Origin of the sequence: Streptomyces sp. CA-294286 (assembly GCF_050947155.1) — a bacterium.
Lineage (GTDB): Bacteria > Actinomycetota > Actinomycetes > Streptomycetales > Streptomycetaceae > Streptomyces.
In genome coordinates this window covers 237,843-256,231 of sequence record NZ_CP192004.1, presented here as the reverse complement: position 1 = coordinate 256,231, position 18,389 = coordinate 237,843, and the positions used below count along the sequence as shown (strand labels likewise).

Annotated in this window: 17 protein-coding genes; 9 read left to right on the top strand and 8 right to left on the bottom strand. The window is 72.1% G+C overall.

All coding sequences use genetic code 11. The features are described from left to right. Positions 1–86: 86 nt before the first annotated feature. The 3 genes from ACQPZG_RS01160 to ACQPZG_RS01150 form a co-directional block, all read right to left on the bottom strand. On the bottom strand, positions 87–356 hold the full coding sequence (locus ACQPZG_RS01160) for a hypothetical protein (protein WP_433543860.1): 270 nt from the start codon (positions 354–356) through the stop codon (positions 87–89). 419 nt (positions 357–775) lie between these two features. Beyond that, entirely contained in the window at positions 776–1,000 is a 225-nt protein-coding gene (locus tag ACQPZG_RS01155; RefSeq protein ID WP_433543859.1) for a hypothetical protein, read from the bottom strand. A gap of 184 nt (positions 1,001–1,184) precedes the next feature. After that, on the bottom strand, positions 1,185–2,057 hold the full coding sequence (locus ACQPZG_RS01150) for an SGNH/GDSL hydrolase family protein (RefSeq protein ID WP_433543858.1): 873 nt from the start codon (positions 2,055–2,057) through the stop codon (positions 1,185–1,187). A 337-nt stretch (positions 2,058–2,394) separates the two neighbouring features. Here ACQPZG_RS01150 and ACQPZG_RS01145 point away from each other — a divergent pair, with 337 nt between their 5' ends. Further along, the gene (locus ACQPZG_RS01145) at positions 2,395–4,128 is read left to right on the top strand and encodes an alpha-glucosidase (RefSeq protein WP_433543857.1); all 1,734 of its coding nucleotides are present in this window, start codon (positions 2,395–2,397) and stop codon (positions 4,126–4,128) included. A 37-nt stretch (positions 4,129–4,165) separates the two neighbouring features. Here ACQPZG_RS01145 and hemC read toward each other — a convergent pair whose 3' ends face one another. Next, the gene (gene hemC / locus ACQPZG_RS01140) at positions 4,166–5,101 is read right to left on the bottom strand and encodes a hydroxymethylbilane synthase (RefSeq protein WP_433543856.1); all 936 of its coding nucleotides are present in this window, start codon (positions 5,099–5,101) and stop codon (positions 4,166–4,168) included. A gap of 429 nt (positions 5,102–5,530) precedes the next feature. Between hemC and ACQPZG_RS01135 the strand changes: the two genes are divergently transcribed. Beyond that, the gene (locus ACQPZG_RS01135; RefSeq protein WP_433543855.1) at positions 5,531–6,193 is read left to right on the top strand and encodes a deoxynucleoside kinase; all 663 of its coding nucleotides are present in this window, start codon (positions 5,531–5,533) and stop codon (positions 6,191–6,193) included. 306 nt (positions 6,194–6,499) lie between these two features. Here the strand turns inward: ACQPZG_RS01135 and ACQPZG_RS01130 are convergent, their stop codons facing one another. Further along, the gene (locus ACQPZG_RS01130; protein ID WP_433543854.1) at positions 6,500–6,697 is read right to left on the bottom strand and encodes a hypothetical protein; all 198 of its coding nucleotides are present in this window, start codon (positions 6,695–6,697) and stop codon (positions 6,500–6,502) included. Between the two features lie 10 nt (positions 6,698–6,707). After that, positions 6,708–9,824 (bottom strand): RHS repeat-associated core domain-containing protein, encoded by a 3,117-nt coding sequence (locus ACQPZG_RS01125; protein WP_433544581.1) that lies wholly within the window; start codon positions 9,822–9,824, stop codon positions 6,708–6,710. Positions 9,825–10,558: 734 nt separating this feature from the next. Here ACQPZG_RS01125 and ACQPZG_RS01120 point away from each other — a divergent pair. Next, a complete protein-coding gene (locus tag ACQPZG_RS01120) occupies positions 10,559–10,957 on the top strand; it encodes a hypothetical protein (protein WP_433543853.1) in 399 nt (132 codons plus the stop codon). Between the two features lie 131 nt (positions 10,958–11,088). On the opposite strand, the gene ACQPZG_RS01115 is transcribed toward ACQPZG_RS01120, so the two are convergent. Continuing rightward, on the bottom strand, positions 11,089–11,790 hold the full coding sequence (locus ACQPZG_RS01115; protein WP_433543852.1) for a FadR/GntR family transcriptional regulator: 702 nt from the start codon (positions 11,788–11,790) through the stop codon (positions 11,089–11,091). Between the two features lie 144 nt (positions 11,791–11,934). On the opposite strand from ACQPZG_RS01115, the gene ACQPZG_RS01110 reads away from it, so the two are divergent. From ACQPZG_RS01110 to ACQPZG_RS01090, 5 genes are all read left to right on the top strand, one after another. Then, positions 11,935–12,489 (top strand): gluconokinase, encoded by a 555-nt coding sequence (locus ACQPZG_RS01110; protein WP_433543851.1) that lies wholly within the window; start codon positions 11,935–11,937, stop codon positions 12,487–12,489. Between the two features lie 104 nt (positions 12,490–12,593). Then, positions 12,594–14,024, top strand: a complete 1,431-nt coding sequence (locus ACQPZG_RS01105; RefSeq protein ID WP_433543850.1) for a gluconate:H+ symporter — start codon at positions 12,594–12,596, stop codon at positions 14,022–14,024. A 92-nt stretch (positions 14,025–14,116) separates the two neighbouring features. Then, the gene (locus tag ACQPZG_RS01100) at positions 14,117–14,308 is read left to right on the top strand and encodes an antitoxin (protein ID WP_433543849.1); all 192 of its coding nucleotides are present in this window, start codon (positions 14,117–14,119) and stop codon (positions 14,306–14,308) included. Between the two features lie 182 nt (positions 14,309–14,490). Continuing rightward, the gene (locus tag ACQPZG_RS01095) at positions 14,491–14,661 is read left to right on the top strand and encodes a hypothetical protein (RefSeq protein WP_433543848.1); all 171 of its coding nucleotides are present in this window, start codon (positions 14,491–14,493) and stop codon (positions 14,659–14,661) included. A gap of 212 nt (positions 14,662–14,873) precedes the next feature. Continuing rightward, positions 14,874–15,512 (top strand): hypothetical protein, encoded by a 639-nt coding sequence (locus tag ACQPZG_RS01090; RefSeq protein ID WP_433543847.1) that lies wholly within the window; start codon positions 14,874–14,876, stop codon positions 15,510–15,512. A gap of 146 nt (positions 15,513–15,658) precedes the next feature. Here ACQPZG_RS01090 and ACQPZG_RS01085 read toward each other — a convergent pair whose 3' ends face one another. Further along, positions 15,659–16,918, bottom strand: coding sequence for a L,D-transpeptidase (locus ACQPZG_RS01085; RefSeq protein WP_433543846.1), 1,260 nt, complete (start codon positions 16,916–16,918; stop codon positions 15,659–15,661). A gap of 172 nt (positions 16,919–17,090) precedes the next feature. Between ACQPZG_RS01085 and ACQPZG_RS01080 the strand changes: the two genes are divergently transcribed. Beyond that, on the top strand, positions 17,091–18,302 hold the full coding sequence (locus tag ACQPZG_RS01080; protein ID WP_433543845.1) for a lipid II:glycine glycyltransferase FemX: 1,212 nt from the start codon (positions 17,091–17,093) through the stop codon (positions 18,300–18,302). Positions 18,303–18,389 lie beyond the last annotated feature (87 nt).

The window sequence follows — 18,389 nt, the reverse complement described above, 5'->3', positions numbered from 1 at the left end:
GGGCGGAAGACGGCCCCCGGCGGACGCCAGGGGACGCCCGCCGGGTCCGGCGGACCGTGGAGGCCGGGGCGGCAAACCTCAACGGCTCAGCGGTCCGGGCCGTCCGCCACCCGGGCGGACAGTCCGTAGTCCAGTTCCCGTCCGTCGACGAGCAGCGCCTCGACCGTGCGGGTGCTCGGATCGATGTCGGCGACCATGCCGTTCCCGGCGTAACGGGGATAGCCGGAGGCTCCTGTCTCACCGGTCGCTTCGACGACGGCCGCGCGTACGGCCGACTCCTCGGTGACGGGTGCGCTGTCGTCGGCGAGGTGTTCGGGAACCAACAGGATCGTGAGGTGCGACGGTTGTGTGGTCATGGTCCGTCATTCAAGTCGCTGAGTCCCCGGCGCGCGCGTCCGGCACGCGGAAGGAGGCGACGGGCTTGGGCGTGTGCGCCGCACCGTCACGGGTTCCCGGGGCGGGGTCGAGGGCCACGGCGCCGGCCGGCCGAGCGGGAAGACCGCGCACCCGCCCCCTCAAGGGGACGGGTGCGCGGGCCAGGCGATCCCCGGGACCTGCGGTTCCTCGACACGTCGTCGCCCGCTCTCGCGTGGACCACGACTGCGAGGGCGTGAGGGGTCTACGGTTCCAGCTTCACCGAGTTGTACGGGGTGTAGTCGTAGTCGTACCACGTGCCGGCCGGCTGGTTGCCCTGGCAGTTGGTGCCGTTGTAGCCGAGGCAGTTGCGCGCCTTGGCGTCGCCGGTCTGGTTGTTGAAGAAGCGCTTGTAGCCGTACTAGTTGCTGAGGTTGTACGAGCCGTAGCGGTACCACTTGAACGCCGGCCGGTCGTTGTTCCAGCTCGCGTTCGGGTACAGGCAGACGTAGCCGCTGGGGCATCCGTGGACCGTGGCTGCCTCGCTGCCGGCCTGCGCGCTCCCCGCCAGTGGCGCGAGCGTCAGCGCGACGGCGGTCGAGACGGTCGCCGCGGCCCGAGCGGTTCGGGTTCCGAGCAGATGCACAGGGTTCCTCCCTCGTCGTGGAACCGGCCCGAGTGCCCCTTCCGGGTGGACGGGCATTCACGAGCCCGGAGCACATACTGGGGGGCCACGGAGGTGGAGTGCGAGCGCGGAACCGGCCATTCCCGGGACCGCGGCGGCGACCGCGGCCACGGCCCCGGGAGAGTGCTCGGCCGTACGAGGGTCCTCAGCGGCCGCGACCCGGCCGCGCCAGGTGTTTCAGGAGGACGTCCGCCATCGCCTTCTCACCGGCGGCGTTGGGGTGGAACGGCGCGGCGGGGGACGCCGGGACCAGCGGTTCCACCCAGCGGTCGGCGGGCGACTGGCAGGCGTCGTGGCCGACGGAGGGCTTGTACGTGTCCACGTAGGTAGCCCGCGACAGCGTGGCGACGATCCGGAGCATGCCGTTGAGCCGCTTGGCCGTGGCCCTGCTGTACGCGACGTCCCCGGCCGCGGTCGGGAGGGAGGGCCAGCAGCCGGTGCCCTTGTCGGGGGCGATCGCCGGGTAGCCCAGGAGGTACACCTTCGCGCGCGGAGCCCGCTGGTGGATGGCCCGGATGACCTTGTGCACCCGGGGGGCGGCCGCCGCGATCCGCCGCGCCAGGACGTCGGTGCCGCCGGCGGTGTAGTGCGCCGTACAGGGCGCGCCGGTGGGGTCGGTGTAACTGAGCCGCGCGCAGGTGCCGATGATCTCGCCGAAGCCGATGTCGTTGCCGCCGATCTGCAGGGTGACCAGGGTGGTGTGCTTGGTCAGTGCGTCGAGCTGGGGCGGGTTGGTGCCCTGGGCCCGCCACATCTCCACCGTGGTCGCTCCGCCGCAACTGACGTCGCGGAAGGCGGCGACGGGGAGTCGGCGGGCCGTGATCGACGGGTAATTGTTGTTCGACCGACCGCAGTCGGCGTCGACCTGCACCGGCACGCCCGGTGCCGAGGTGTACGAGTCGCCGAGCGCGACGTACCGCTCGGCGGGGGTCGCTCCGGCCGGTGCCGTCGCCCCTCCCACCAGTACCGCCGCCGCACCCAGAGCTGCGAGTCCGGACCGTGCCCTTCGACGTGACATCGTCACGACTCCCCCTACCGACCAGTAGTTTCGTGGACCGGTACAGCACAATCCGCGCACGCCCCGCGCGTGTCAATAGGGGGAACGGTGATGTGGGCGCGTGCACAACGGCGGACCGGGAGGCGGTCCCCGTCCCTCCCGGGGCCACCCCTCGGGCACCGGAGCCGTGCGTGAAGCCCGCCGCGGCGGGGTACCGGTGGAGACCCGGGCGCACCGCCGAGGGGACTGAACGCCGGGGGAGCGAACGCCGAGGAACCGAAGGTGACACCGCAGGACCGTCGAAGCCCGTCGGGCTCGCACGAAGGCCAGACCACAGAACCATACGAAGAGGTGTGACGTGCCCGGGACCGAAGCAAGTCCTGCCCGCCCCTGGTGGAACGACGCCGTCGTCTACCAGATCTACCCGCGCAGCTTCGCCGACTCCGACGGCGACGGCATCGGCGACCTGCAGGGTGTCATCCGGCGGCTCGACCACCTCGCCGAACTCGGCGTGGACGTCCTGTGGCTCTCCCCGGTCTACCCGTCCCCGCACGACGACAACGGCTACGACATCAGCGACTACCAGGACATCGACCCGCTCTTCGGCACCCTCGCCGACTTCGACCAGCTCCTGGACGCCGTCCATGGACGCGGCATGAAACTGGTCATGGACCTGGTCGTCAACCACACCTCCGACGAGCACTCCTGGTTCGCCGAATCCCGCGACGGCGGCCCCGGAGGCAGCAAGCGGGACTGGTACGTCTGGCGGCCGGCCCGCGAGGGCAGGGAACCGGGAACGCCCGGCGCGGAGCCCAACAACTGGGGGTCCTTCTTCTCCGGCCCCGCCTGGACCTACGACAGGGCGAGCGGCGAGTACTACCTGCACCTCTTCTCCCGCAAACAGCCCGACCTCAACTGGGAGAACCCCGCGGTCCGCCGGGCGGTGCACGCCATGATGCGCTGGTGGCTCGACCGGGGCGTCGACGGCTTCCGCATGGACGTCATCAACCTCATCTCCAAGGCCCCCGGCCTGCCGGACGGCCTCGTCCCCGCGGGCGGCGCGCACGGGGACGGCAGTCCGCACTTCATCTGCGGTCCCCGCGTCCACGAGTACCTGGCGGAGATGCACCGCGAGGTCTTCGCGGGCCATCCGCGCCGCCTGCTCACCGTCGGCGAAATGCCCGGCGTCACCGTCGAGGAGGCCGCGCTGTTCACCGATCCGGCCCGCCGTGAACTCGACATGGTCTTCCAGTTCGAACACGTCGGCCTCGACCAGGGCCCCGAAGGCAAGTTCGACGTACGCCCGCTGAAACTGACCGACCTCAAGGCCAGCCTCGCCCGCTGGCAGACCGGCCTGGGCGCTACGGGCTGGAACAGTCTGTACTGGAACAACCACGACCAGCCCCGTGCCGTCTCCCGCTTCGGCGACGACAGCCCCGCCCACCGCGACCGCTCGGCGAAACTCCTCGCCACCGTGCTTCACCTGCACCGCGGCACGCCGTACGTCTACCAGGGCGAGGAACTCGCCATGGCCAACGCCCCGTTCGCCGCCCTCGACGACTTCCGGGACATCGAGTCCCTCAACCACCACCGCGAGCAGAGCGCCCTCGGCGTCGACGAGGAGGAGATCCTCGCCGGACTGCGCGCCCGCGGTCGCGACAACGCCCGTACCCCCATGCAGTGGGACGCCACCCGCCACGCCGGTTTCACCACCGGCACACCCTGGATCGCGGTCAACCCCGACCACACCCGCGTCAACGCCGAGGCGCAGCGCGCCGACCCGGACTCCGTGTTCCACCACTACCGCCGCCTCATCGCCCTGCGGCACAGCGAACCCGCCCTCGTGCACGGCGACTTCCAGTTGCTCCACCCCGACCACGAGCAGCTCTACGCCTTCACCCGCCACGACGCGGCGTCCGGCACCGAACTTCTGGTACTCGCCAACTTCGGCGGGACCGACCTCCCCGTCGACCTGCCCGACGGCTGGGAACGCAGCGAGACGCTCATCGCCCACGTTCCCGATGCCGCGCCGTTCACGGCTCCGTACACCCTGCGCCCCTGGGAGGCCCGCGTCCAACGCCGCGCCACCTGATCCCCGCCCCGACCGGGGGCGGGAAGCGGTTCCCGGCTCAGGCCGATCTGAGGGACGCCAGGACGCGGGCCGCACCCTGCTCCAGCAGGTCGGCGGCCACGCAGGAGCCCAGCTTGGCCGGGCCGTCCGCGGGGCCGCTGCCGGACGCGGTGACCTGCGTGGCGCCGTCCACCGAGGTCACGGTGGCCGTCAGGTGCAGCAGGCCGTCCTCGCCGATCCGTCCCCACGCCCCGACCGGGACCGAGCAGCCCCCGTGCAGCTCGGCCAGTACGGCGCGCTCGGCCCGTACGCACGCGTCCACCTGCGGGTCGCCCGTCCCGGCCAGGAGGCGGGCGGCGGGGGAGCCGGTGCGGACCTGGATGCCGAGCGCCCCCTGCCCGGGCGACGGCGGAAAGACGGCGGGATCGAGGACCTGGTGGACCTCGGGCAGCAGGCCCAGCCGGTTCAGGCCCGCGGCGGCCAGGACGACCGCGTCCAGGCGGTCGCGTCCCGCGATCCGGGCCAGCCGTCCCGGCACGTTGCCCCGGATCGGAATCACGTCCAAGTCCGGTCGCAGTGCCAGGAGTTGGGCGACCCGGCGTGGCGCGCCGGTGCCCACCCGGGCCCCGCGCGGCAGCGCGTCCAGGGTGGATCCGCACAGCACGTCCCGCACGTCCTCGCGCGGCCCCGGGGTGACCAGCAGGACCGTGCCGTCGCTCACGGTGGTGGGGAGGTCCTTGAGGGAGTGCACGACCACGTCGACCCGGCCGGCGGTCAGGGCCGCCTCCTGGTTGCTGGAGAACGCGGAGCCCCCGGACGCCTTCGCGACCTCGGCGAGGGTCGGTGTGACGCGGTCCTGGTCGCCCCCTTCGAGGACGACCTCCCGTTTGAACCGCACCCCGGGCAGGCTCGCGGCGACCGGACCGAGCCACTCCGCGACCTGCGTCCGCGCGAGTTTGCTCGCCCTGGACCCGATCCGCACCACATCGCTCATCTGCGCCAACTCCTCGTCACCACCGGCTCGTCGCCCCACGACCCTACGGCCGCCGCGACCGTGCCCTTCCCGACAGAATGTCACCAAGGGTGACGCTCGGTGCCCGGACGTCCGCCGGGTCCCCGGCGGCGGGCCGCCCCGGGAACGCCCGCGGGCCCAGCCGTGCGGGAAGCGGCCCGGGGCGATCGGGCGGGGCAGGGCGCGGTGTCCTCTATGCTTCAGGGCGGTCGCGGGGCGATGGCCGGGCACCTGCACGGCAGCGGCGGAACCGCTGGTCCGGCCGGTCTGCCGGGCGCATCCCCGGACGGGGCCGGGCGGCGTCGCGCGGAAACCCCGGGGTACCGAGCGGCCACCGGCACACGTCCCTGCGCTGTGGGGCGCCCGGCCCGCCCGGCCGCGAACAGAAAGCCCCCCAGGGAGAAGCGAGGAATGTCAGTGATCTGCGTCGGAGGCATGATCGGGATCGGCAAGACGAGCGTCGCCGAACTGATCGCCAAGGAGCTGGGCAGCGAGGTCTTCTACGAGAGCGTGGACGACAACCCGATCCTCCCGCTCTTCTACACGGCGAGCCCCGAGGAGATCCAGGCCAAGCGCTACCCCTTCCTGCTCCAGCTCTACTTCCTCCAGACCCGGTTCGCCTCGATCAAGGAGGCGTACAAGAAGGGCGACAGCGTCCTCGACCGGTCCATCTACGAGGACTGGTACTTCGCCAAGGTCAATCACGACCTGGGCCGGATCAGCTCCCTCGAAATGCAGGTGTACGAGGGGCTGCTCGACGAGATGATGCGCGAGATCGACGGCCTGCCGTACCGCAAGGCGCCCGACCTCATGGTCTACCTGAAGGCGGACTTCGAGACGGTGCTGCACAGGATCGGACTGAGGGGCCGCGCCTTCGAACAGGACGAGAGCCTCGTCGAGTACTACCGGACGCTCTGGTCCGGCTACGACGACTGGGTGCGGCACCACTACGCGGCCAGTCAGGTCCTCGTCGTCGACATGAACCGCACGGACGTGGTGCACGACCCCCAGGACGCGGCCAGGCTGGTCCGGGAGGTCAAGAACGCCCTGTCCTCACGCGGCCCACGGGCCTGACCCGCCCGCCCGCGTCCCGGCGGCGGGTGCGGGGTCCGCGCACCTCGCCGCACCCAGCACCCTGTACACGCGCACTCCGCGCGGCGCACCTCGCGCACCCCGCACCCCGCGTGCGCGCACCCCACGCACGCGCCCGCCGCGCCGCACCCCGCATACCGCGCCGCTCGTCGGCAGCCCGTATGTCCGGTCGTGGGCGGGCGGCAGGCCCCCGGCGCTGTGAGCGCCGGGGGCCTGCCGCCTCAAGGACTCCGCGCGGGCCGCCGCCCGCCCCGGTCCTCCGCGGACTCCGGCGGGCGACGGGCGCGCTCACCTCCTCCGGCGCCTGGCCAGGACGATCATCATGACGACGACCGCCGCGACGATGAGGACGAGCACCCACACGGGCAGGAAGTCCAAGCCCTTGTAGGCCAGGTCCTGGGCCGTCGCCGTCGCATCCGTTCCGGTCGCTGTGTCCGGTACGCCGGTCGTGCCGGGCATCTGGGAACCACTCGCGAAGTCCGTCATGTCACTCCGATCATCCGGTCGCCTTGTCGTAGCCGTACTGGGCGAGCTGTCCTACCGCGTACCCCCCGATCGCGCAGGCCACCGTTCCGGTTCCGCCGGTGGCGGCCATGCAGCCCGCGCTGAACGCCTTGTCCGCCACGAAACCGACCGCCGTACTGCCCGCTTCCTTGTACTGCCCGTTGGAGACCTGGCTGGCGAACGTGGCGACGTCGTAGACGTCCATGGCCTTGCCGACCGCGTCGGCGGCACCGTTGACCCACTTGGGAAGCAGGCCGTCGGGGTCGATGCGGTTGAGCGGGTCGCCCTCGGCGTACAGGTACGGGTTCTTCTCCTGGCCCGAGGGGTCGGGCTGGGTGAACCGGCCGATCTGCGGGTCGTAGTAGCGCGCCCCGAAGTGGTACATGCCGGTCGGGTCCTGGTAGCCGCCGGTGAAGCGGAACGGCTGCGGCACGGTCTCCTGCGTACCCGCGCGCGCGGCGCCCGACGGGGTGTACAGGTAGGTGTTGACGCGCTTGCCCGTCTCGTCGACGAGCCCGATGACGGAGCCGAGCGCGTCGGTCAGGTAGTAGTGGCTGCGCCCGCCGCCGTGGACGGAGTTCAGGGTGCCGCCCGGTTCCCGGATGAACTCGGTGTCCTTGCCCGCGGCGGTCTGGCCCGACAGGCCCAGCGGCCCGTTGTGGAAGACCGTGGAGCCGAACCGGGTGCGCTCGCTGCTGTCGGTGCTCGCGTACTCCGCGGCGTAGGCGGTGGACCCGACGGTCACCGACTTCAGCTGCCCGAAGTCGGTGTAGCGCTCCGCGCTGCGGGCCGTCTCGGGGGCCGGGGCCCCCGCGGTCTCGTTGCCGGCCTTGTCGTACGACCAGCCCGAGGTGACGCCGTTCCTGGCGGTGAGCTGCGAGGCGGCGTTGTAGGTGTAGGCCGTCGCGGCCGGGCAGCCGGGTGCGCCGCCCTGCGCGGTGAGGTTTCCGGCCGGGTCGTAGCAGTACTGCCAGGACGTCTTGCGGCCCGAGGTCTCGGTCTCCTCCGCGAGGGAGGTGCGGCCGGCGCCGTCGTAGGTGTAGGCGGTGCGGGCCTTGGTCACGTTGTCCGTGCGGGAACGGACCTTCGCCCCGTCCAGGGACTCCGTCCCGGACACGTACCCGTAGGTGTACGACAGGTCGCTCAGGACGACGCCCGAGGGGGCCAGTGCCCGGATGTTCTCCGGCCGGCCCGAGTTGTCGAGGCGCTGGGTCTGGACCGTCCCGCCCGGATAGGTGGTCTTGGTGCGGCGGTCGTTCTTGTCGTACTCGTAGACGGTCTTCTTGCCGCGCGGATCGGTCAGCTCGGTCAGCCGCCCGGCCGCGTCCCAGGTGTAGTCGGTGACGCCGCCCGGGTCCTTGTACGTGTCCACGTCGCCGTCGGCGGTGTAGGCGAGCACGGTCTGCGAGCCGTCCTGGAGGGTGCGGATCGTCTCCCGGCTCAGCGCGTCGAACTGGTACGTCTGCACCCCGGTGGCGTCCGTGCGCGAGGACAGGTTGCCGTCGCCGTCGTACGCGTAGGTGACGACGGCGTAGCCGGAGGTCTCCACCTTGGTGACCCGGTCCCGCTTGTCGTACGTGTAGAGCGTCTTCACGCCGCGCGGGTCGGTCGCCGTCGCCGTGCGGCCGAGGGCGTCGTAGGTGTAGCGGGTGACGCCGAGGGGAGCGGGCGGGGTGACGGTCTGGAGGTTGCCGGAGGCGTCGTACCGGAACGAGGTCTTCTGCTCGTTGCCGTCGGTCGCGGTGCAGCGCTGGCCCTGGAAGCCGCCACAGGTGGGAGTGGCCTCGTTGTAGGTGAACTTCATGGTGCCGCCGCCGGTGCCCACGGTGGCGACCGAGGTGGTGTTGCCCGCCGCGTCGTAGGCGAAGTCGGTCTTCTCGCCGTCCGCGTTGCTGCTGTTCTTGGGCCGCTCCACGCCGGCCACGGTCTGCCAGCTGCTGCTGGCGGTGGCGCCGGTGGGCAGCTTGGTGGAGGTGGGGTTGTTGCGGGCGTCCCAGCCGTAGGTGGTGACGTTGCCGCCGTTGCCGCCGCTGCCGGTGCCCATGGCGTCGGTGGCCGTCTGGACGAGGCGGTTCTGGTAGGTCGTCGAGCGCTCGTGGCCGAGACCGTCGACGACCTTGGTCACCTCGCCGTCCGCGTTGTGCTCGTAGGTCGTGGTGTGGCCGAGCGGGTCGGTCACCTTGGTGGTGCCCGCGTCGCCCGCGTTGGCCGCGCTGTAGGTGTACGTGTACGTCGGCCCGCCGGTGCTGCCCTCGGCGTACCGGCGCACGGACGTGACCCGGTCCGCCGCGTCGTAGGTGAAGGAGGTGGAACGGTTCTGCGGGGTCGTCACCTTGATGACCCGGCCGTCGGAGTCGTAGCCGAAGCGCGTCGACTTGCCCTCGGCGTCGGTGGTGCGCACGACGTTTCCGGCGGAGTCCAGGTCGTAGCCGACGGTGCGGCCGGTGTGGTCGGTGGCCTGCCACCGCGTGGCGGACGTGCGCACGAGGTCCACCGAGCGTGTGGAGCGGGTCTCGGTGAGCTTGAACCCGGTGTCCTGGCCCTCGGGGGAGCGGTGGGCGGTCACGGTGATCTCGCCCTTGTTGCGGTCGGTGACCTTGGTGAGGGCGCCGTCGCTGCCGTAGGTGTCGGCCGTACCCGACTTGCGGTCGGTCAGCGTGTAGGTGCCGTCGGCGTTCTTCTTGAGGTCGTTGGAGTAGCCCTGGGGCGTGGTGAGGGAGCCGTCGGCGTTCTGCGTGTACTCGACGGTGGCGCCCGTCCGGTCGTAGTGCAGGACCATGCCGGAGAAGCTGAGATCGAGCCGGCGCTCGTACCCGAGCCACCACGGGTCGGAGACGAAACCGCCGTCCGAGTCGAAGGAGTTGTAGGTACGGGTGAGCTGCAGCGACTGGCCGACCCCGGCGACGTCGAAGTCCGTGGCCGCGAGCATCAGGTTGCCCGTGGAGTAGCTGACCCGGCCGACCAGGGCGTCGGTGATGCGGAAGTCGGATATCCGGTGCCAGGGAACCTCGCCCTGGTCACGCGGGACGTACCGCAGCACGCCGCTCTTCGGCGGAGCCGAGCGTACGGAGGCGGGCGGAACGGTGGACCCGGTGCGCACGGCCGGCATGGCGGCGCGTCCGCGGTCGCCCCAGTGCGAGCCGCCGGTGTCGGGCGGAGGCGGCGGCGCGGCGAGGGCGGGGGCCGCGCCCGCCCCCAGGGCGAGGGCGATCAGGACGGCGGCGAGCCGCCCTCCCGGCCGCAGGGCAGCGGTGCGGGCCGGGGCGGTGGAGGAGGGTCCCGCGGCCCGTCGGCGCGAGGGTCTGCCGGAGTTTCGTGAGGAGCCGGAAGCACGTGAAGCTGACACATCGTCCCCAGAGTTGAGAGAAGTGTGGCCCTTGTGGTCACAGACGCCCCTCAAAGTGCCACCCACCCCGCGGGCAACTCGGTGCCGTTCCCCCGGAATCGGTTCTCATGTGGTCAGGAACACGCCAAATCTGAACTGGCCGTGCCGTTCCCCGAGTTCACGCGGTGCGGCTCTGAACTGCGAGACCGGTGCTGCGGGTCGGCGGACGAGATCGTCCAATTCCGTGCCCTCGAACGACGTGATCCGCAAGGCATCGTAGGAGTGGCCGGGGTGCCGCTTCGCGGGATGTCACGACCACAAGCGGACTGCTCGGTTCCGTAACGCACCTCCCGCAGCCGGGCTCGCACCCGCCTCACCTGCCCGGCTCGCCCCACCGGCTTGACTCGCCTCACCTGCCCGGCTCGCCCCACCCGCTCGACTGACCCACCAGGGCCACGTGCCCCCACCCCACCCGTCCCACGGGGCCCGCGCGCCCCCTTCCACACTGGAGTAGCTGAATGTCCCTGCGTCACCGCGTCGGCGTCCGCACCCCGGCCACCCTGACCGCCTGCGTCACGGCGGTCTTCGCGGCCTCCCTGGTCCTGGCGCCGGCCGCCTCCGCCGAGCCGAACCCGCCCGGCTGCGAGAAGGAGAACTTCTGCATCTACACGGGCGAGGGCCAGACCGGTCAGCTCGCGCTCAAGGTGGCCGACAACTGGACCGGCAGCGTCACGGGCCGCTCGGTCTTCAACAACGGCATCCCCTACCCGCAGGCGGACCACGTCCAGCTGACCTGGACGTACAACGGAGGCACCTACGAGGAGTGCGTCCACTACAACCCGGGCCCCGGCACGTACAAGCTGAACTTCGCCGAGGGCGTCACTTTCACCAAGGTCGTCTGGCGCGGCGAGTGCTGACGGCGCCACCCCGCCGGCCCGGCCGCCCGTAACAGCTGCTCCCACCCGGGCCGGACCCCCGCGGCCCGGTCGGCACCCGTGTCCGGCATGCGCACCCGCGTGCCGGACACGGGTGCCGGCCGGGTACGGAGCTAGGGCGCCAGCACGTCCAGTTCCTCCAGGGCGCCGAGGGTGATCTCGCGGGTCAGCTCCTCGGCCCTCACGGCGTCCCGTTCCCGTACCGCTTCGGCGACCTTGACGTGCAGGGTGACCGCCGCCGGGTCGGGGTCCTCGAACATCACGCGGTGGTGGGTGCGGCCGGTGAGCACCTCGGCGACCACGTCGCCGAGCCGGGCGAACATCTCGTTGCCGGACGCCCTGAGGATCGTCCGGTGGAACTCGACGTCGTGCAGCAGGTACCCCTCCAGCCGGCCCCCGCGGGAGTGGGCGACCATGCCGATGGCGCACTCGGTGAGGGCCGCGCACTGCTCGGCCGTGGCGTGGCGGGCGGCGAGACCCGCCGCCGCGGGTTCCACGGCGGAGCGCAGCACGGTGAGGGAGCGCAGCTGGCGCGGCCGGTCGGCACCGGCCAGACGCCATCGGATGACCTGCGGGTCGTAGACGTTCCATTCCTCGGTGGGCAGGACGGTCACGCCGACACGGCGCCGTGACTCCACGAGGTGCATGGACTCCAGGACCCGTACCACTTCGCGCATGACGGACCGGGACACCTCGAACTCCTGGGACAGCTCGTCGGTGCGCAGCACGCTTCCCGGCGGGTACTCACCTCCGGTGATGGCGGGCCCGAGGCTGTCGAGTACGCGGGCGTGCAGCCCTCGGGCCTGTGCAGTCATGGCGTAAGCCTACGAGGCCACCCGAGCATATTAAGTATGACTTTTAAGTCACAGCCTCTTGAATTCTTCGGACCTTATGGGTTTCAGTGGCGTGACGCACGACGGGCCGCCGTGCGAGATGTCGATGAAGACAGCGAGGCAGCAATGCGCACCCCCCACGTCGTCGTAGTCATGGGCGTGGCAGGAACCGGCAAGACGACGATCGGCCCCCTGCTCGCAGCACAGCTCGGCGTCCCCTACGCCGAGGGCGACGACTTCCACCCCGAGGCGAACATCGCCAAGATGTCGGCGGGCACCCCGCTGACCGACGACGACCGATGGCCGTGGCTGGACGCCCTCGGCTCCTGGGCCGACGGCCGAGCCGGGCTCGGCGGCGTGGTCAGCAGCTCGGCACTGAAGCGGAGCTACCGCGACCGGCTGCGGTACGTCGCTCCCGGCATCGTCTTCGTCCACCTGACCGGCTCACGCGAGCTGATCGAGGAACGGATGTCGCAACGCCAGGGGCACTTCATGCCGACCGCGCTGCTGGACTCGCAGTTCGCCACGCTCCAGCCGCTCGGCCCCGACGAGGACGGTGTCGCCGTCGACGTCGCGGGCAGCCCCGAGGAGATCACCGAGCGGGCCGTCACGGCCCTGCGCGCCCTCGTCCCGGCCGCGGCCGGCGGCGCGCCCCGGCCTCCGCAGCCGTCCCCGCGGTGACGCCCACGCCGTCCCGCACACGGCGCACCGCACGGGGTACGAGAACCCCGCGCACGCGCCGTACTCCGTAAACCCCCCGCCCCACTCCTGCAAGGGAAACCACCGTGACTAGTCTCAACGTCGAGACACTGGCAGCGGACGCCGTGGAGCCGATCACCTCGGCGGGCCATGCCCAGCTCGGGATCGCCGTCCTCGCGGGCATCGCCGTCATCGTCCTGCTCATCACGAAGTTCAAGGTGCACGCGTTCCTGGCCCTGACCATCGGATCGCTGGCGCTCGGAGCCTTCGCGGGCGCACCGCTGGACAAGGTCATCACCAGCTTCACCGCCGGACTCGGATCGACGGTCGCGGGCGTCGGCGTGCTGATCGCGCTCGGCGCGATCCTCGGCAAGCTCCTCGCCGACTCCGGGGGCGCCGACCAGATCGTCGACACCATCCTCGCCAGGGCGGGCGGCAGGTCCATGCCCTGGGCGATGGTGCTGATCGCCAGCGTCATCGGGCTGCCGCTGTTCTTCGAGGTCGGCATCGTGCTGCTGATCCCGGTCGTGCTGATGGTCGCCAAGCGCGGCAACTACTCCCTGATGCGCATCGGCATCCCCGCCCTCGCCGGCCTCTCCGTGATGCACGGCCTGATTCCGCCGCACCCCGGCCCGCTCGTCGCCATCGACGCGGTCGACGCCAACCTGGGCGTCACACTCGCCCTCGGCGTGCTCGTCGCGATCCCGACCGTGATCATCGCCGGCCCGCTGTTCTCCAAGGTCGCGGCCCGCTGGGTGGACGTCCCGGTGCCCGAGAAGATGATCCCGCGCCGACCGTCCGAGGAACTCGACGCGGCCACCGGCGAGCCGGGCGAGGGCACTGCCCGCCTCCCCGGCTTCGGCGCGACCCTCGCCACCGTGCTGCTCCCCGTCGTCCTGATGCTGGCGAAGGCCCTCGTCGACATCGTCGTCGACGACCCCGAGCACACCGTGCAGCGCGTCTTCGACGTGGTCGGCTCACCGCTGATCGCCCTGCTCGCCGCCGTCGTCGTCGGCATGTTCACGCTGGGCCGCGCCGCCGGGTTCACCAAGGGCAGGATCACCGCCACCGTCGACAAGTCGCTCGCCCCGATCGCCGGGATCCTCCTGATCGTCGGCGCGGGCGGCGGCTTCAAGCAGACCCTCATCGACTCCGGTGTCGGTCGGATGGTGCTGCAGATATCCGAGGACTGGGCGATCCCCGCCCTCCTGCTCGCCTGGCTGATCGCCGTCGTCATCCGCCTGGCCACCGGCTCGGCCACCGTCGCGACGGTCTCCGCCGCCGGCCTGGTCGCACCGCTGGCGGCCGACATGTCGACCACGCACGCGGCCCTGCTCGTCCTCGCGATCGGCGCCGGCTCGCTCTTCTTCAGCCATGTCAACGACGCGGGCTTCTGGCTCGTCAAGGAGTACTTCGGCATGAACGTCGGCCAGACGATCAAGACCTGGTCGGTCATGGAGACCATCATCTCGGTGGTCGCCGGCGCGTTCGTCCTGCTGCTGTCCCTGGTGCTCTGACGGATGCCCGGACGAAACCCGGCTGCGTAGGAGCGGGCTCGTCGGGTACCTGCGGTGGAGTACGACGCATGTGCTCTTCGCAGGAGGTAGTCATGGGCAAGCTGGGAGACATGGCCGACAAGGCCAAGGAGATGGCCAAGGGCCACCCCGACCAGGCCGACAAGGGGGTCGCGGGCGCCGAGCGGCTGGTCGACGAGCGTACGCACGACAAGTACGACGGCCAGACCGACAAGGCCGCCGACGCGGCCCGGCGTTCCTACGGCGGCACCACACCGGAACGCTGATCCCCACTCCGGACGTCCGGGGCCCCGGCACTGCGCCGGGGCCCCGGACGTCTGCGCGCGAGCGGCCCGGACGTCTGCGCGCGAGCGGCCCGGACGGCCGCACTGTAGTTTCGAGGGCTGACACCCTGTTACCGGTCATCCACTCCGCCCACGCGGCGGCGAGCGCGAAGGACTCCAGCACCATGGCATCCCCGATATCCAGCACCGAGCCGATCTACCACGCCCTGGTGGCCGAACACGGCGACGTGGCCGCGGCGGCGCGCCACGCGGCTGACGAAGCCGCCCGCGAGGCCGAGTCGGCCCTCGACTGGAGCGCCCTGCACGGCCGCGGCCCGAGACCCGTGGCGCACTGACCGCCGCACCGCCCGTGGAGGGGTCTGCTCCGCCGGCGCCGCGGCCGACGCAGCCGGAACCGGACGGACGCACCCGCGAGGCCGCGCCGCCGCCCGGGTGCGCCGGGGGAACGGCAGCCGCAGGCACGGCCGCCCCCGTGCAGGATCCGCTCTTCGCCGCAGGAGCACGCCGACGTGGGAAACTGCCCGGACGGTGCGCGAGGAGGCGACGAGTGAGTACCCGGCAGGTGCGGAAGATGCTGCGGCAGATGGCGGACGGCGGGCCCGTCGAGGTCACCAGCGCCATGGCGTCGATGAAGGCACTCGCCCGACTCGCCTTCCTCGCCGAGCAGTTCGGGTACACGTACGCGGACGTACGGCAGGGCGGCGGACCCCAGGGCAACGGCTTCGTGATGCTGCTCGTGCCCGACCCCGCCCCCGGGGCACGGGCACGCGCCGAGCGGAACCGGGCGCACTACCCGCGGGCGAGCGACGGGGGCGCCCTGCCGCCGCTGGTGCCCGACGAGGTCGAACTCCACAGGACGCGCATCGCGTTCGACCTCGCCGCCAGGCACACCGAGAAGCAACTGGCCGTCCTGGGGGGCGTGGGCTTCACCGTGCTGGCCGCGGGCCTCGGCGTCGCGCTGGGCGCGGACGCCACCGCCCTGGCCCTGGCCCTCGCCGTCTGGGCCGTGCTGATGGCCTGCGTGCCCGTCGGACTCGTCGTCAACCGGCGCTACCGGGCCCGGCAGGCCGCCCGGCTGGAAGCGGCCGGGTTCACGGCGGTGACCGGACCGGGCGGGCGTCTGCGGTACGTACCGCCGGGCGGGCCACGTCCCGGACACGGCAACCCGTGCGCCGGAGAGGCGTAACGGGCGGCACACCACCGCGCCCGCTTCCTCGGTACGGCCACCGCGCCCGCTTCCTCGGTACGGCCACCGCGCCCCCTTGCTCGGTACGGCCTCCGCGCCCGCGTCCCGGGCGCGTCACTGCCCCCACTCCCCCCCACGCGAAGCCTTCAGCGCAACGCGCTCAGTCGCTGCCAGTCGGCCCACGAGAGGTTCCACTGGCCGAAGCCGTTGCCCGGGGCGACGACGCCCTTGGTGTCCTTGCCGGTGATCTCGAAGGGGTCGCCCGGCCGCACCTGGCCGTAGAACCAGGCCGCGTCGGCGTCGCTCATTCCTATGCAGCCCGAACTGCGGTTGGCCTTGCCGAGGTTGGCGGCGTTCCACGGGGCGGCGTGCGCGTACATGCCCGACCAGGTGAGCCGCATCGAGTAGTCGACCATCTTGTCGTACGCGTCGCGGAGGCCGACCGTCTCGGAGTTCATGTTGATCGTGCCCTCCTTCGACATGAGGACGGCGGTCCCGCGCCAGGAACGCTTCTCGCCGCCGGGGGTGCCGCCGGAGACCGGGATGCGCCGCACGCTCCGCCCGTCGCGCAGCAGCGTGAGGTGGTGGTCGTCGAGGTCCACCTCGACGACCTGCCGGGCGCCGACGGTGAAACGGGTGGTGTAGTCCCGGACGAACCAGCCGCCGGCGCCCGAATCCGTGCCGTTCAGCTCGGCCTTCACGGTGACCTCGGTGCCGGGCTTCCAGTACTCCTTGGGCCGCCAGTCCACCCGGTCCTTGCCCGACCAGTCGCGCATCCAGCCCCAGGAACCCTCGGTCGGGTGCGAGGTGGTGACCTTCAACTGCCGTTCCACCTCGGCCCGGTTGCGCACGGGACGGTCGAAGACCAGCGAGACCGGCTGGGCCACGCCGACGGTGGTGCCCGCGCCCGGCCGCCAGTCGACCTTGTTGACCGCGCCCGCGGGAACGGTGGCGAAGGAGGACCGGCTCGTTCCGGCGGTGCCGCCCGGAGTCCGGGTCGCCGCCGTGACCGTGTACGCCGTGCCGGGTGCGGCCTTGCGTCCGGAGACCCACGTACGGCCGTCGGCCGAGAGATCGCCGGTCAGTTCGCGGCCCTTGGCGTCGGTGACGGTCACCGCGGTGAGCCGCCCGCCCGCCGCGGTGACCGTCACCGGCTTCCCGGCGGCGGCCTGCCGGCCGGTGGGCGTGACCGTCACGTGGAGCGGGCGGTCCTCGTTCTTCCCGGCCGTGTCGCTGCCCGCCGCGACGGGCGGAGCGGCGTTCGAGGAGCAGGCGGCCACCAGCGGTACGAGCAGGGCAGCGGCGGCGAGGCGCACCGAGCGGCGGACGCGGGCACGTGAACGGTTCAACAGGACCTCCGGAACGGGAAGGAAGCGCTGGCCGGCAAGAGGGGACCGACCGCGCATACGGCGACTGTAGAACCGCGGAAGCCCAGGTCAGCGGCGTCGGAGCAATGTGACGGCGGCTGGTGAGGAACGGTCATCGTCCGGTCACATTCGTCGCGCGGGGCGGTCACGCACGGCTGTGAGCATCACGTGCCACCCCGGGACAGGCCGGGGAGAAGGAGAGGCCGCCACCGTGTCAGCACTGCTCGTTCCGTCCCCGTCCCCGTCCCCGTCCCCGCACGACGAGGGCGACCGTCCGGCCCTTCGCCTCGGCTGCGTCACCGCCGACGTCTACCGCGCCTTCCTCGCCTCCCGCCGGGGCGCGGCGCTCGGCGCCGCGTTCCTCCAGTGCCCGTCCTGGGCCGACGTCAAGGAGGGCTGGCGCGCCCAACTGCTCGGCTGGGGCCCCGATCCCCAGGCGGGCCGGCTGACCGGCGTGGCACTGGTGCTGCTGCGTCAACTCCCCGGCACCCGCAAGTACTTCGCCTACCTTCCCGAAGGCCCCGTCGCCGACTGGGCGGAGCCGGACATCGACGGCTGGCTCGACCCGCTGCTGGAACACCTGCGCCGCGCCGGCGCGTTCGCCGTGCGCATCGGCCCCTCGCCGGCGCACCGGCGCTGGGACGCGGCCCTGCTGAAGCCGCTCAGCGGTCCGGGCAGACGCCTCGGCGACGTCCTGGCCAGCGAGGTCGACCCGCTCGGCACCGCGGTGGCCGAACGGCTGCGCGCCCGGGGCTGGCGCCGCTGCGGCGATGACGGCTCCGGGCACGACGCCGACGCCCAGCCGCGCCACGTCTTCCAGGTGCCGCTCGCCGGGCGCACCGGCGAGGACCTGTGGTCCGGCCTCAACCAGGAGTGGCGGCGCAACGTCCGGCGCGCCCGCAAGGAGGGGGTGGAGGTGATCGTCGGCAGCGCGGCCGACCTGCCCGAGTTCTACCGGCTGCTGCGCATCACCGAGGAGCGCGACGGGTTCCGCCTCGGCCGCTCGCTCGCCTACTACGCACGCCAGTACGCGGCCCTCAACGCCGAGGAGCCGGGCCGGATGAAGCTCTACCTGGCGCGCCACCGCGGGGAGGTGCTCGCCGCCCACACCATGATCACGGTGGGTCGCAGGGCCTGGTACCAGACCGGCGCCTCCGCCGACCACCGCCGGGAGGTGCGGCCGTCCAACGCCCTGCAGTGGCACATGCTCCTCGACGCCCACGCAGGGGGAGCTGACGTCTACGACATGCGCGGGGTACCCTCCACCCTTGACCCCGGCGAACGTGCGTACGGGCTGCTGAGATGGAAGCTCGGCACGGGCGGGCAGGTCGTCGAAACGCTCGGGGAATGGGAGAAGGCCGTGGGCGGCAGCGCCAACCAGACGCTCTACCGCGCCTTCCAGGCGTACCTGAACCGCCGGTGAGGCCGCCGGCGACGACCGACGCGACGCCGCCGGTCGCGGTCCCGGGCACGCGGACCTCACCCGGAGCCGATCCGGACGCCGCTCCGG

Coding starts and splice junctions, on each gene's coding strand:
- ACQPZG_RS01160 (WP_433543860.1), bottom strand. CDS start 356: ATGACCACACAACCGTCGCACCTCACGATCCTGTTGGTTCCCGAACAC.
- ACQPZG_RS01135 (WP_433543855.1), top strand. CDS start 5,531: ATGTCAGTGATCTGCGTCGGAGGCATGATCGGGATCGGCAAGACGAGC.
- ACQPZG_RS01125 (WP_433544581.1), bottom strand. CDS start 9,824: ATGCCGGCCGTGCGCACCGGGTCCACCGTTCCGCCCGCCTCCGTACGC.
- ACQPZG_RS01120 (WP_433543853.1), top strand. CDS start 10,559: ATGTCCCTGCGTCACCGCGTCGGCGTCCGCACCCCGGCCACCCTGACC.
- ACQPZG_RS01100 (WP_433543849.1), top strand. CDS start 14,117: ATGGGCAAGCTGGGAGACATGGCCGACAAGGCCAAGGAGATGGCCAAG.
- ACQPZG_RS01095 (WP_433543848.1), top strand. CDS start 14,491: ATGGCATCCCCGATATCCAGCACCGAGCCGATCTACCACGCCCTGGTG.
- ACQPZG_RS01110 (WP_433543851.1), top strand. CDS start 11,935: ATGCGCACCCCCCACGTCGTCGTAGTCATGGGCGTGGCAGGAACCGGC.
- ACQPZG_RS01115 (WP_433543852.1), bottom strand. CDS start 11,790: ATGACTGCACAGGCCCGAGGGCTGCACGCCCGCGTACTCGACAGCCTC.
- ACQPZG_RS01150 (WP_433543858.1), bottom strand. CDS start 2,057: ATGTCACGTCGAAGGGCACGGTCCGGACTCGCAGCTCTGGGTGCGGCG.
- ACQPZG_RS01085 (WP_433543846.1), bottom strand. CDS start 16,918: ATGCGCGGTCGGTCCCCTCTTGCCGGCCAGCGCTTCCTTCCCGTTCCG.
- ACQPZG_RS01130 (WP_433543854.1), bottom strand. CDS start 6,697: ATGACGGACTTCGCGAGTGGTTCCCAGATGCCCGGCACGACCGGCGTA.
- hemC (WP_433543856.1), bottom strand. CDS start 5,101: ATGAGCGATGTGGTGCGGATCGGGTCCAGGGCGAGCAAACTCGCGCGG.